14 protein-coding genes and 1 pseudogene are annotated in these 13,355 nt (G+C 58.2%); 7 read left to right on the top strand and 8 right to left on the bottom strand.

The genetic code is table 11. The features are described 5' to 3' along the window. Positions 1 to 24 precede the first annotated feature (24 nt). The 7 genes and pseudogenes from NH234_RS06715 to fdxA all read left to right on the top strand — a co-directional run bounded on the left by NH234_RS06715 (position 25) and on the right by fdxA (position 5,547). Positions 25 to 999: a fimbrial protein gene (locus tag NH234_RS06715; RefSeq protein ID WP_367256051.1), complete on the top strand. Its 975-nt coding sequence runs from the start codon at positions 25 to 27 to the stop codon at positions 997 to 999. 77 nt (positions 1,000 to 1,076) lie between these two features. Next, the gene (locus tag NH234_RS06710; protein WP_367256049.1) at positions 1,077 to 1,298 is read left to right on the top strand and encodes a hypothetical protein; all 222 of its coding nucleotides are present in this window, start codon (positions 1,077 to 1,079) and stop codon (positions 1,296 to 1,298) included. Then, on the top strand, positions 1,295 to 1,486 hold the full coding sequence (locus tag NH234_RS06705) for a hypothetical protein (protein WP_367256047.1): 192 nt from the start codon (positions 1,295 to 1,297) through the stop codon (positions 1,484 to 1,486). The genes NH234_RS06710 and NH234_RS06705 overlap by 4 nt, the downstream gene beginning before the upstream one ends. Positions 1,487 to 1,492: 6 nt before the next feature. After that, positions 1,493 to 1,886 (top strand): annotated as a pseudogene (locus NH234_RS06700) (hypothetical protein); the annotation flags it as partial. Beyond that, a complete protein-coding gene (locus NH234_RS06695; RefSeq protein ID WP_367256045.1) occupies positions 1,789 to 2,439 on the top strand; it encodes a tyrosine-type recombinase/integrase in 651 nt (216 codons plus the stop codon). The pseudogene NH234_RS06700 and the gene NH234_RS06695, both read left to right, overlap by 98 nt. A 77-nt stretch (positions 2,440 to 2,516) precedes the next feature. Further along, on the top strand, positions 2,517 to 5,060 hold the full coding sequence (mutS, locus tag NH234_RS06690; protein WP_367257131.1) for a DNA mismatch repair protein MutS: 2,544 nt from the start codon (positions 2,517 to 2,519) through the stop codon (positions 5,058 to 5,060). A 163-nt stretch (positions 5,061 to 5,223) separates the two neighbouring features. Beyond that, positions 5,224 to 5,547, top strand: coding sequence for a ferredoxin FdxA (gene fdxA, locus NH234_RS06685; protein WP_007908827.1), 324 nt, complete (start codon positions 5,224 to 5,226; stop codon positions 5,545 to 5,547). Positions 5,548 to 6,036: 489 nt separating this feature from the next. On the opposite strand, the gene rpoS is transcribed toward fdxA, so the two are convergent. The 8 genes from rpoS to NH234_RS06645 all read right to left on the bottom strand — a co-directional run bounded on the left by rpoS (position 6,037) and on the right by NH234_RS06645 (position 13,244). Next, entirely contained in the window at positions 6,037 to 7,044 is a 1,008-nt protein-coding gene (gene rpoS, locus NH234_RS06680) for an RNA polymerase sigma factor RpoS (RefSeq protein WP_007954831.1), read from the bottom strand. A 106-nt stretch (positions 7,045 to 7,150) separates the two neighbouring features. Continuing rightward, the gene (locus NH234_RS06675; RefSeq protein ID WP_367256042.1) at positions 7,151 to 8,032 is read right to left on the bottom strand and encodes a peptidoglycan DD-metalloendopeptidase family protein; all 882 of its coding nucleotides are present in this window, start codon (positions 8,030 to 8,032) and stop codon (positions 7,151 to 7,153) included. 212 nt (positions 8,033 to 8,244) lie between these two features. Then, complete coding sequence (locus tag NH234_RS06670; RefSeq protein WP_170844894.1) at positions 8,245 to 8,880, bottom strand: protein-L-isoaspartate(D-aspartate) O-methyltransferase; 636 nt, start codon at positions 8,878 to 8,880, stop codon at positions 8,245 to 8,247. Between the two features lie 41 nt (positions 8,881 to 8,921). Further along, on the bottom strand, positions 8,922 to 9,671 hold the full coding sequence (gene surE, locus NH234_RS06665) for a 5'/3'-nucleotidase SurE (RefSeq protein ID WP_367256040.1): 750 nt from the start codon (positions 9,669 to 9,671) through the stop codon (positions 8,922 to 8,924). Then, on the bottom strand, positions 9,659 to 10,717 hold the full coding sequence (gene truD, locus NH234_RS06660) for a tRNA pseudouridine(13) synthase TruD (RefSeq protein ID WP_367256039.1): 1,059 nt from the start codon (positions 10,715 to 10,717) through the stop codon (positions 9,659 to 9,661). Before truD ends, surE begins: the two co-directional genes overlap by 13 nt. Beyond that, complete coding sequence (ispF, locus tag NH234_RS06655) at positions 10,714 to 11,187, bottom strand: 2-C-methyl-D-erythritol 2,4-cyclodiphosphate synthase (RefSeq protein ID WP_007954821.1); 474 nt, start codon at positions 11,185 to 11,187, stop codon at positions 10,714 to 10,716. Before ispF ends, truD begins: the two co-directional genes overlap by 4 nt. A gap of 43 nt (positions 11,188 to 11,230) precedes the next feature. Next, positions 11,231 to 12,076 carry an S-formylglutathione hydrolase gene (fghA, locus tag NH234_RS06650; RefSeq protein ID WP_367256038.1) on the bottom strand — a complete coding sequence of 282 codons (846 nt, stop codon included), beginning with the start codon at positions 12,074 to 12,076 and terminating at the stop codon, positions 11,231 to 11,233. A gap of 55 nt (positions 12,077 to 12,131) precedes the next feature. Further along, complete coding sequence (locus tag NH234_RS06645; RefSeq protein ID WP_007954819.1) at positions 12,132 to 13,244, bottom strand: S-(hydroxymethyl)glutathione dehydrogenase/class III alcohol dehydrogenase; 1,113 nt, start codon at positions 13,242 to 13,244, stop codon at positions 12,132 to 12,134. Positions 13,245 to 13,355 lie beyond the last annotated feature (111 nt).

Below are 13,355 nucleotides of genomic sequence, written 5' to 3'. Positions count from 1 at the left end.
GGAAATTCGCTGAGGGCTCGGTAAATGATTAAACCTATTACATTACTGGCAGCTTGTATTTTTATCGCTGCACCTTCGCTCTCGTTTGCAGCTTGCGCGTTTTTCACCGGCCACTCACAAAAACAGATAAATATAAGTATACCTTCAACGCTTTCCATCCCAAGAGATGCAGCAGTCAATACCGTGATTTACGAATCACCGGCAATAACCTTTTATGGTGACGCATCGTACAATTGCACGACCACATTCACGAGCGGGATTAAAAACAACGTGGGAACGGATTCAACCTCAACTTATTTCCCAATAGGTAATACGGGGCTTTCGTGGCAGTGGATTTATCAGGGCACTGAATATAAGGGATTTGCCGCTGGAAAACCTAGAGAACCTGGCGGATACGGTTTCAATACCACTACAAACGCCCTACGCATAGTTAAAACTGGAGTTATTTCACCAGGCGCAACCATACCAGCCGGAGCCCTAGGGTATATACAAATAGAATCGGCAAACCTAAGACCTTTAGCAATGGTAACTAGTAATATCTCAGCCATTACACTTCAGTCATGCGAAACCCCAAACATTGCCGTTGAAATGGGCGAGCACAACCTTAGCGTATTTTCAAGAAGCGGAAATACCACACCACCCAGGGCGGTCAATATAAAATTAAATAACTGCCCGAGCGGAATCCAGAAAGTGAGCTATAGCTTATCTGCCACATCAGACTCTCCTGCTGTGGACGGCGCACTCGGCATTATCGAATTAAACAAAATCTCAACAGCAAAAGGTATCGCACTGCAATTACTTGATAACAATCAGACCCCCATTCAACTCGACAAAATTTATGACTTCAACGAGTACTCAACAGCCGGCGGAAACTTCTCCATACCCTTGAATGCCAAGTATATTCGTACCCTACCGAATGGTAATGCTGGCCAATACGATGAGGGAATGAGCGCGGGTTCCGCCAACAGCGAAGTGACCTTCGTTATGAACTATTTGTGACTAATGTCTGGGCATGACGGCTTTCCGAGTGAACGTCAGTGGCCGTCTCAGGTTCATATCGCTGACTAGCTACCGGAATGAGTCGTACGCCTCGCCCGCTCTCCCCGTCGAGCATCAGCCCGTGCGAGCAGTTCACCGGCCGTGACCTCACCGAAGCCGAGGGGTGGCTGCTGCTCCAGGTGTTGAAGGATGTGCACCCGTGGCAGAACACCGACAAGTTCCACGAGGACAGCGCGCTGGATGGCGTGGCGCACTCGTCGCTGAAGGCTGAGGCCCTGGCCGCTGGTGCCCGGCCATGAGAACTCTCGACGAAATCATCGAAGCAGCCAAATCCGGCGAGCGCCCTGACTACGACGACCTGCGCCTGGCCGTGTGCGCCATGGACGGGCTCACGACCTTTGACCGCCAGGCCATCTGGATGGCTGACCGAGGGCGAGGAGACAGGCAAGAAGCCGTTCTTGACCAGGAGCTGCGTCTGGCACCGTGACGAGCCATCGCTGACACCGACTGGATATCGGCAAACGTCAAACGCAACGCGATCACAAGGCTGGCGACGCTCCTGGGTGCAGCCACCCGGGAAGGCCTACTAATCAAAAAACCTGCCGAGATGATTGAACTGCCGAAGCGATCAAGGAAGGAAATCGACCCCCTTCACCCTCGCAGAGGCCAATAACATCATCGACAGGCTGTACCAGCATGAGCACTGGCCAAGCCTTATCTACGCCGCTCTGTTCGAGGTCATATTTTTCACTGGCCTCCGGCTCTCGGAGGCCTTGGCCGTACGTTGGGATGCAACCGATATGGGAAAGAAGACTGTACACCTCAAGAGGACCGTTGCGCTGGGCAAGGTGGAGGAAAGGACAAAAACCGGCAGAGACCAGTTCGTGCACGCGCATTCGGCGACACACGGAGAAGCGGCGCGATCGGTACATCACCGATGCTGAGTTTGAAAGGATCTGTGACAAGGCGAGCCCGAACATGCGGGTCATCTATGAGATGTGCTATCTGACCGGCCAGCGGATCAGCGACATGCTGTCCATTCACCTGTCGGATATCAGTGAGGAATGTATTGCGTTCAAGCCGCAGAAGACCGGTGCTCGGCTCATCGTCTGGATGAGCCCAGACCTAGAAGCTCTGGTCTCCAGGATCAAGGCGTTGCCTCGTCGCGTTCGGGGCCTGACATTGTTCTGCTCACCGCGTGGCGGCAAACCGGTTCATTACAGCTCGGTGAAGGATGCATTCAAGCGTAACTGTGACGCGGCTGGAGTCGTCGGTGCAACGCTGCACGACGTGCGCGCGAAGCTGACCGACACAGCCAAGCAAGGAAACAACGCCCAGAAGCTTGACGGCTACACCGACGCAAAAATGACCGCGCGCTATCTTCGCCTTCGTGAAACTGACATTGCCGAGCCTCCAACAATGCCGAAAAAATCCCTGTAGTATTAGAGAATTGCCCCGTGTCAAATAGACAGACTGAGCCAAAGCCTTTGAATATCGACGTATCCAGCCACACCCCAATGATGCAGCAGTACTGGCGCCTGAAGAATCAGCACCCGGACCAGCTGATGTTCTACCGCATGGGCGACTTCTACGAGATCTTCTACGAAGACGCGAAGAAAGCGGCCAAATTGCTGGACATCACCCTGACCGCCCGCGGACAGTCGGCGGGGCAGGCGATTCCGATGTGCGGGATTCCTTACCACGCGGCGGAAGGCTACCTGGCGAAACTGGTCAAGCTTGGCGAGTCGGTGGTGATCTGCGAGCAGGTCGGCGACCCGGCCACCAGCAAAGGACCGGTGGAACGTCAGGTGGTGCGGATCATCACCCCGGGCACGGTCAGCGATGAAGCGCTGCTCGATGAGCGCCGCGACAACCTGATCGCGGCGGTGCTGGGTGACGAGCGTCTGTTCGGTCTGGCGGTGCTGGACATCACCAGCGGCAACTTCACGGTGCTTGAGATCAAGGGCTGGGAAAACCTGCTGGCGGAGCTGGAGCGAGTCAACCCGGTCGAGCTGTTGATCCCGGATGACTGGCCGAAGGATCTGCCGGCGGAAAAACGCCGTGGCGTTCGTCGCCGTGCGCCGTGGGATTTCGAGCGTGATTCGGCGCTTAAGAGTCTCTGCCAGCAATTCTCCACCCAAGATTTGAAAGGCTTTGGTTGCGAAACCCTGACCCTGGCCATCGGTGCCGCCGGTTGCCTGCTGGCGTATGCCAAGGAAACCCAACGCACCGCCCTGCCCCATCTGCGCAGCCTGCGCCATGAGCGGCTGGACGACACCGTGGTGCTGGACGGCGCCAGCCGTCGTAACCTCGAACTCGATACCAACCTGGCCGGTGGCCGCGACAACACCCTGCAATCGGTGGTCGACCGTTGCCAGACCGCCATGGGCAGCCGTCTGCTCACCCGCTGGCTCAATCGCCCGCTGCGCGACCTGACCGTGTTGCTGGCTCGCCAGAGCTCGATCACTTGCCTGCTCGACCGCTACCGCTTTGAAAACCTGCAACCGCAGCTCAAGGAAATCGGCGACATCGAGCGGATTCTGGCGCGGATCGGCCTGCGCAATGCCCGCCCTCGTGACCTCGCCCGTCTGCGTGACGCGCTCGGCGCACTGCCTGAACTGCAAGCGGCGATGACCGATCTTGAGGCGCCGCACCTGCAACGTCTGGCGACCACCACCAGCACTTACCCGGAACTGGCGGCGCTGCTGGAAAAAGCCATTATCGACAACCCGCCAGCCGTGATCCGTGACGGCGGCGTGCTGAAAACCGGTTACGACAGCGAGCTCGACGAACTGCAATCGCTGAGCGAAAACGCCGGTCAGTTCCTGATCGATCTGGAAGCCCGGGAAAAGGCCCGCACCGGCCTGGCCAACCTGAAAGTCGGCTACAACCGTATCCACGGCTACTTCATCGAGCTGCCGAGCAAGCAGGCGGAATCGGCACCGGCAGACTACATTCGCCGTCAGACCCTCAAGGGCGCCGAGCGCTTCATCACGCCAGAGCTGAAAGAGTTCGAAGACAAGGCACTGTCGGCCAAGAGCCGTGCCCTGGCTCGCGAGAAGATGCTTTACGAAGCGCTGCTGGAAGATCTGATCAGTCAGTTGCCGCCGCTGCAGGACACTGCTGGTGCACTGGCTGAACTGGATGTGCTGAGCAACCTTGCCGAGCGTGCATTGAATCTGGATCTGAACTGCCCGACTTTCGTCAGCGAACCGTGCATGCGCATCACCCAGGGTCGTCACCCGGTAGTCGAGCAGGTGCTGACCACGCCCTTCGTGGCCAACGACCTGAGCCTGGACGACAACACGCGGATGCTGGTGATCACCGGCCCGAACATGGGCGGTAAATCCACCTATATGCGCCAGACTGCACTGATTGTGTTGCTGGCGCATATCGGCAGCTTCGTGCCGGCGGCCAGCTGCGAACTGTCGCTGGTAGACCGAATCTTCACCCGGATCGGGTCCAGCGACGACCTGGCCGGCGGGCGCTCGACCTTCATGGTGGAAATGAGCGAAACCGCCAATATCCTGCACAACGCCACCGAGCGCAGTCTGGTGCTGATGGACGAGGTCGGCCGCGGCACCAGCACCTTTGACGGTTTGTCCCTGGCCTGGGCGGCGGCTGAGCGACTGGCACATTTGCGTGCCTATACTCTATTTGCAACGCACTATTTCGAACTGACCGTGTTGCCGGAAGCCGAGCCTCTGGTAGCCAACGTGCATCTCAACGCTACCGAGCACAACGAACGCATCGTGTTCCTGCACCATGTGTTGCCGGGGCCGGCCAGTCAGAGCTATGGCCTGGCGGTAGCACAACTGGCCGGTGTACCGAGCGAAGTGATCGTGCGCGCACGCGAGCATTTGAGTCGCCTGGAGGACACCGCACTGCCCCATGAGGCGCCAAAGCCTGCCGCCAAAGGCAAACCGGCTACGCCGCAGCAAAGCGACATGTTTGCCAGCCTGCCGCACCCGGTACTGGACGAACTGGCCAAACTGGATCTCGATGAAATGACGCCGCGCCGGGCACTCGAAATGTTATATGCACTTAAGAACCGGATCTAAGCACCGAAGAACCGGATATAACGCAAACGGCTTCAAGCTGTTAGAATCTCGCGCGGTTCGGGATGCTGCTGGCTAATAGCCTGGCTGGCAGACATCGCTCCCGAACCTGGCGACCCCAACCGTGAAGGGGCAACGCTGCCGCCGCCTGAGGAGAAAATTAGAAATGACCTTCGTCGTCACCGACAACTGCATCAAGTGCAAGTACACCGACTGCGTAGAAGTCTGTCCGGTGGACTGCTTTTACGAAGGCCCGAACTTCCTGGTGATTCACCCGGATGAGTGCATCGACTGCGCCCTGTGCGAACCGGAATGCCCGGCCGTCGCCATTTTCTCCGAGGACGAAGTTCCGGAAGAAATGCAGGAGTTCATTCAACTGAACGTGGAACTGGCCGAGATCTGGCCAAACATCACCGAGAAGAAAGAATCGCTGCCGGACGCCGAAGAGTGGGATGGCGTCAAAGGCAAGATCAAAGACCTCGAACGCTGATCTGTCCCGCGTTTGAAGAAAAGGCCCCCTGCGGGCCTTTTTGTTTTTTCGAGTTCTGCTTTTCTTCGGGCAAAAAAAAGGGGCGGTTTGACCCGCCCACATTTTTTCCCTATTCCCTGTGTTCCTTTTCATCGTCCTGATGAATCGCGTCCTGCGATGTCCATTCCCCTCTTCCATGAAGGGCGTGTCTGTCCGTCGACACAACCCAGATACTAGAGATTTCCCTGACAGCCGCAACCGGCCTCCTCGGCTAAAACACGCTGTCATATGCACTAAATATTTAAAAATAATTAAATAAATCAATAGCTTGAGCATCTTCAGCAAGCGCAATGGACGTCTGCCGCAGTGTAAAAATAGCGAACACTTACGAAAGAGTAAGCCAGGGCTTACAACGCGAGACTAAAAACCCGGGGAAGCAAACCGCTTTGCCGCAGAAAACAAAAAGCCCCGAACCAGTCGGGGCTTTTTGCGGGCGATCATGCACGGCGCTTATTGAAACAGCGACTCGCTCGACAGGCCGTTTTTCTCGAGGATTTCCCGAAGGCGCTTGAGGCCTTCCACCTGGATCTGTCTCACCCGTTCCCGGGTCAGGCCGATCTCCAGGCCTACATCTTCCAGCGTGCTGCTCTCGTGACCGCGCAGGCCGAAGCGGCGGACCACCACCTCGCGTTGCTTGTCGGTCAGCTCCGACAGCCATTGATCGATGCTCTGCGACAGATCGTCGTCCTGCAGCAGTTCGCATGGATCGGTCGGACGGTCATCCGTGAGGGTGTCCAGCAGGGTTTTATCCGAATCCGGACCCAGCGAGACGTCGACCGAAGAAACCCGCTCGTTCAGGCCCAGCATGCGCTTGACCTCGCCCACCGGTTTTTCCAGCAGGTTGGCGATTTCTTCGGGTGAAGGTTCGTGATCGAGCTTTTGCGTAAGCTCCCGTGCAGCCCGCAGGTACACGTTGAGCTCCTTGACCACATGGATCGGCAGCCGGATGGTCCGGGTCTGATTCATGATCGCGCGTTCGATGGTCTGACGAATCCACCAGGTCGCGTAGGTCGAGAAGCGGAAGCCGCGCTCGGGATCGAACTTTTCCACCGCGCGGATCAGTCCGAGGTTGCCCTCTTCGATCAGATCCAGCAGCGACAGCCCCCGATTGACGTAACGCCGGGCGATTTTGACCACCAGCCGCAGGTTACTTTCAATCATGCGCTTGCGCCCGGCAGGGTCGCCACTTTGCGACAAGCGCGCAAAATGAACTTCTTCTTCCGGGGAGAGCAGTGGGGAAAAGCCGATTTCGTTGAGGTACAGCTGCGTGGCATCGAGTGCCCGAGTGTAATCGATGTACTTGTGTTGTTTAAGTGAAGCGGAGTGTTTGGATTTGGCACGAACGGAAGGTGGAGCAGCCCCTTCATCATTCGACATCGAATCCGAATCGATGCCGGTCTCCATCAGGAGAACCTCATCGTCGATGTCAAACTCCGGCACTTCTTTACTGAGAGCCATTGTTATAGTCCTTTGGTGAGTTCGACCCCAAGCTCAAGCGGCGCCTTTATCCTTGGCAACGCTGGAGCCTGTCCCCTCTACGTGAAGGAACAGGCTGGTCTGCAAATCAACGTCTTGGCAGGAACTGCAGCGGATCCACAGGTTTACCTTGTCGGCGAATCTCAAAATGCAGTTTCACCCGGTCTGTACCCGTTGACCCCATTTCGGCAATTGTCTGTCCGACCTTGACCTGCTGCCCCTCCCGTACCAACAGCCGACGGTTGTGTCCGTAAGCACTGACGTAGGTTTCGCTGTGTTTGATGATGACCAATTCGCCGTAGCCCCTTAAGCCACTCCCGGCGTAAACCACCGTCCCATCAGACGCAGCTAAAACAGGCTGTCCCAAATCTCCGGCGATATCAATTCCTTTATTCAAACTACCGTTTGAAGAGAATTTACCAATCAGAATGCCATTAGATGGCCATCCCCAGCCGGTCGGGGCCGGGCCCGGTGGAGGCAATGGAGCCGGCGCCGGCTTGTTGGCGACGGACGGTACAACAGCCGCAGAAGCCGCCCCGGAACCGGTGGTTGTGGTGGTCGTCGTACCATTCGCCTGGCGCCGGATTATCGTGGTTTTGCTCGACGAAGACGGTGCAGATCCGCTGTTGCTCACCTCGGCAGTCGACGTTGAACCAGGACGCCCGTCGAAGCGAATTGTCTGACCCGGGTGGATCGTATACGGCGTAGGAATATTGTTCCGGGCAGCGAGGGCTTTGTAGTCCCAACCGTAGCGAAACGCGATGGAAAACATCGTGTCGCCCGGACGGACTACATACTGCCCGGTCGTCACTGTAGGACGCTGGGCCACCGCATTGTTGCGATCGACGACCCGCACGTTGCTCGATTTGGTGCTGGAGCAACCGACCAGCAAGGTGCTCAAGACAAGGCCAGTCACCAGGCGCTGAAAGCTCGTGTTACCCATACGCTGCGCAATGACTGTGAGACTCACCCGCCGCTCCCTTTGTGGTGGCTGAAAAAATGTGGAATGCCGATTTCGGCACGTAGCTTCGCAAGTATAACGGGCGAAACAGGGTTTACCTTTAATGAAGCTATATCGCTCGACGCACACGTTTGCTCATCGACGATAAATCCTGTTGAAACAATCGGTGCCGCTGTAAGACAGGCGCTCTGGCAAGGAATTCAGCGTGAGCAAATAAATGCTCAGGCCAGCGGCCCGTTGAGCAATGGCACGAAACGAACAGCCCCGAGCACGTGTCGGGAGAAGCCGTTTTCTTCGCGCACGATCAGCATCAATTGCTGGACTTCACCCGAGCCGACCGGGATTACCATCCGCCCGCCCGGTGCCAGTTGATCAAGCAAAGCCTGAGGAACATCGGTCGCCACCGCAGTGACAATGATGCCGTTGTACGGCGCCAGCGCCGGCCAGCCTTCCCAGCCATCGCCCCAGCGGAACACCACGTTGCGCAAGTTGAGTTCGACCAGGCGTTCCTTGGCCCGATCCTGCAGTACCTTGATCCGCTCTACAGAGAACACACGCTCGACCAGTTGCGACAACACCGCCGTCTGGTAACCGGAACCGGTGCCGATCTCCAGCACCTTGTCCAGCGGTCCCGCCTCGAGCAGCAGCTCGCTCATGCGCGCCACCATATAAGGCTGGGAAATGGTCTGGTTGTTGCCGATCGGCAGTGCGGTGTCCTCATAGGCACGGTGCGCCAGCGCTTCATCGACGAAAAGGTGTCGCGGGGTCCGACGGATCACTTCCAGCACGCTGGCGTTGGAAACACCCTCTTCGTATAGACGCTGGATCAGGCGCTCTCGGGTTCGCTGGGACGTCATCCCGATGCCGCTGCGCAGCCTGTCGTCTTGTTCACGAGCCATTAATTGAGCCCCTCCAGCCAGCCGTCGAGACTTCTGAAGGCATCATTGAAGGTGCGATCGAGCTGCAACGGAGTGATGGATACGTAACCCTGCATTACCGCATGGAAATCGGTACCCGGCCCGCCGTCTTCCGCGTCACCTGCCGCCGCAATCCAGTAACCGGCCTTGCCACGCGGGTCCACGACTTTCATCGGTGCCGCCGCACGGGCGCGATGGCCGAGACGGGTCAGTTGAATGCCGCGAATGCGATCGATCGGCAGATTAGGAATGTTCACGTTCAACACCGTGCGCGGTGGCAGATCGAGCCCGGCGTGGGCTTCGACCAGTTTGCGCGCAAAGTAGGCCGCCGTAGGCAGGTTGTCGACCAGCCGCGAAACCAGCGAGAAGGCAAACGACGGGCGCTCAAGAAAGCGGCCCTCGAGGGCGGCTGCCACCGTTCCGGAATACAGCACGTCATCACCCAGGTTGGCGCCGAGGTTGATGCCCGAAACCACCATGTCCGGCTCGCGTTCCAGCAAACCGTTGAGCCCCAGATGGACGCAGTCGGTCGGCGTGCCATTGAGGCTGATAAAACCGTTGTCCAGGTATTGCGGATGCAACGGACGGTCGAGTGTCAGCGAACTGCTGGCACCGCTCTTGTCCTGTTCCGGGGCGATAGCCACGCACTCGGTGTAATCCGCCAGCGCAGCATAAAGCGCGGCAAGACCGGGCGCAGTCACCCCATCGTCGTTAGAAATCAGAATACGCATGGGCTGTCCGTCTGCCCCACCGGTACCAGATCAACGAGTTCGCGCACCAATACGGTGGCGAAGCATCCGGCCGGGAGGACGAATTCCAGTTGCAGAATGTCAGGCTCGGGATAATGCCACGTCAACCCGCCAATGGGCAGCCGCAGGATACGACGTTCGTGGCTCATACCGGCATTAATCAACCAATCGCGCAGATCCGCCTCGCGTGCGGCAATTGCCTGCTCCAGATCATGGACAGCGCCGGCGGCCGGTGAGTCACCTTCGCCCCACTGCGGTCCTGTCGGGTGCAGATCGAGAATCGCCAGACGCGGGTCGCTGCACTCGGCAACACCTGCCGGAAAAAAGCTGCGGCTGTCGGTGAACGCCAGCAGATCGCCGACCTGGGCACGTTGCCAGGTGCCATCGGCCACCCGCGCCGCGAGTACCTGATTGAACAGAAAACTGCGCGCAGTCGACAGCAGGCGCGAACGCACATTGCGCTGCTCCGGCAGTGCCTTGCGCGCCGCCCACGAACGGGCATCGACGACGTTGCCGCCATCATGGCCGAAACGCTGGGCGCCGAAGTAGTTCGGGATACCTTGTTTGGCGATCAGCTGCAGACGCTCGTCGATGGCGGCTTTATCGCCGTTGAACTGGGTCAGGCGCAAGGTGAAACCGTTGGCCGAATGCGCGCCGCGTTGCAGCTTGCGCTTGTGTCGAGTGGTCTTGAGGATTTTCAGCGTATCGTTTTCCGCCGCCGACAGATCCGGATCAGCCTTGCCCGGCAGTTGCACGCTGAACCACTGGCGGGTCAGCGCCTGACGATCCTTCAGGCCGGCATAGCTGACCGTGCGCAATGGCACGCCGGCAGCCTTGGCGATGCGTCGTGCCGCTTCTTCGGTGTTCAGACCGCGCTTTTCCACCCAGATCCACAGATGCTCACCATCACCGCTGAACGGGATGTCGAGCACTTCATCGACCTGGAAATCTTCGGCGATGGCTTTCAGTACCGCGGTGCCGAGGGCGTCGCCATAGGCCCGCGGGCCGAGCAGTTGCACTTCGTTCATGCGCGCAGCAACAAGGCAACGGAATGAACGGCAATGCCCTCTTCGCGACCGACGAAACCGAGCTTCTCGGTGGTGGTGGCTTTCACGTTCACTTGATCCAGTTCTACTTGCAGATCCGCGGCAATCAGCGCGCGCATCGATTCGATATGGGGGGCCATTTTTGGCGCCTGAGCAACGATGGTGTTGTCGACGTTGCCGACCTTCCAGCCTTTGGCGTGGATCAGGCTGACCACATGACGCAGCAGCACACGACTGTCGGCGCCCTTGAATTGCGGGTCGGTGTCCGGGAAATGCTTGCCGATATCACCCAGCGCCGCCGCGCCGAGCAAGGCATCGCTCAAGGCATGCAGCAGGACGTCACCGTCGGAGTGAGCGAGCAGCCCGAAGCCGTGTGCGATTCGCACGCCGCCCAGAGTAATGAAATCGCCTTCAGCGAAACGGTGCACATCATAGCCGTGGCCAATACGCATAAAAAAACGCCCCGAATTTTGTCAGGGCGTGATTCTACCTGCATTAGCACTTTAGAGCGCGTGCGTGATGCTGCAAGTGGTCGTCAATGAAGCTGGCGATGAAGAAATAGCTGTGGTCGTAGCCCGGTTGCAGACGCAACGTCAGCGGATGCCCCGCCTGTTTGGCCGCTTGCTGCAGCGCTTCCGGCTTGAGCTGGGTGGCCAGGAAGTCGTCGCGGTCACCCTGATCGACCAGCAACGGCAGTTTCTCGTCCGCCTCGGCAATCAGCGCACAGGCATCCCACTCGCGCCATTTCGAACGGTCTTCGCCCAGATAACGGGAGAATGCCTTCTGACCCCATGGACAATCGATCGGGTTGTTGATTGGCGAAAATGCTGACACCGATTGGTAACGTCCAGGATTGCGCAATGCACAGACCAATGCACCGTGACCGCCCATGGAGTGGCCGCTGATGCTGCGCTTATTCGACGCCGGGAAATGCGCTTCAACCAGTGAAGGCAATTCCTGCACGACGTAGTCATGCATCCGATAGTGCCGCGACCACGGTTCCTGCGTGGCATTCAGATAGAACCCGGCACCCAGGCCAAAATCCCACGCACCATCCGGATCACCCGGTACATCGACGCCACGGGGACTGGTGTCCGGCGCCACGATGATTAACCCCAGTTCAGCCGCCATGCGCATGGCGCCGGCCTTCTGCATGAAGTTTTCATCCGTGCAGGTCAGGCCCGACAGCCAGTACAGCACCGGCAACTTGCCGCCCTGCTCTGCCTGCGGCGGCAGGTACACGGCGAACACCATGTCGCACCCCAGCACTTCGGAGCGATGGCGATAGCGCTTGTGCCAGCCGCCGAAACTCTTCTGACAGGAGATATTTTCCAGACTCATGTAGGACTCCTACGCAACCACGGTTGCACATTCGCAACCGTGGCATCGCGATTGATCAGAAATGAATGACGGTGCGGATGCTCTTGCCTTCGTGCATCAAGTCGAAGGCTTTGTTGATGTCTTCCAGACCCATGGTGTGGGTGATGAAAGTATCCAGCGGGATTTCGCCGCTTTGCGCCATGTCGACGTAGCTTGGCAACTCGGTACGGCCACGCACGCCACCGAACGCCGAACCGCGCCAGACGCGACCGGTCACCAGCTGGAACGGACGGGTGGCGATTTCCTGGCCGGCACCGGCAACGCCGATAATCACCGACTCGCCCCAGCCTTTATGGCAGCACTCCAGAGCTGCGCGCATCAATTGCACGTTGCCGATGCATTCGAAGGAGAAGTCGACACCACCATCGGTCATGTCGACGATCACTTCCTGGATCGGACGATCGAAGTCTTTCGGATTCACGCAGTCAGTGGCACCCAGTTGTTTGGCGATTTCGAACTTGGCCGGATTGATGTCGATGGCGATGATGCGCGAGGCCTTGGCCTTTACCGCGCCAATCACGGCCGACAGACCGATACCGCCGAGACCGAAGATGGCCACGGTGTCACCCGGTTTGACCTTGGCTGTGTTGATCACTGCACCGATACCGGTGGTCACGCCGCAACCGAGCAGGCAGACCTTTTCCAGCGGTGCATCCTTGGAGATCTTGGCCACGGAGATTTCCGGCAGCACGGTGTACTCGGAAAACGTCGAGGTACCCATGTAGTGGAAAATCGTTTGGCCCTTGTAGGAAAAGCGCGAGGTGCCATCCGGCATCAGGCCCTTGCCCTGGGTGGCGCGAATCGCCTGACACAGGTTGGTCTTGCCCGATTTGCAGAACTTGCACTGGCCGCATTCCGGGGTGTACAGCGGAATGACGTGGTCGCCGACGGCCACGGAAGTTACGCCTTCGCCGATCGCTTCAACGATGGCACCACCCTCGTGGCCGAGGATCGACGGGAAGATACCTTCCGGGTCAGCACCGGACAGGGTATAGGCATCGGTGTGGCAAACCCCGGAAGCCACCACGCGCAGCAACACTTCACCGGCCTTGGGCATGGCGACATCGACTTCTACGATTTCCAGCGGCTTCTTGGCCTCGAAGGCAACGGCGGCGCGCGACTTGATCATGCTGACTCTCCAGTGAATCCATTGAATAAAAACCAGACAAGGAGTGTAGTCCAGCGCTGCTTGATGAATAATCCGGACAAAAGCAAAACATTATTGCCACACAGGGATAAT

The organism is Pseudomonas sp. stari2, assembly GCF_040760005.1.
GTDB lineage: Bacteria > Pseudomonadota > Gammaproteobacteria > Pseudomonadales > Pseudomonadaceae > Aquipseudomonas.
The sequence above is the reverse complement of the archived record's forward strand: the minus strand, read 5'-3'. Positions and strand labels throughout refer to the sequence as shown.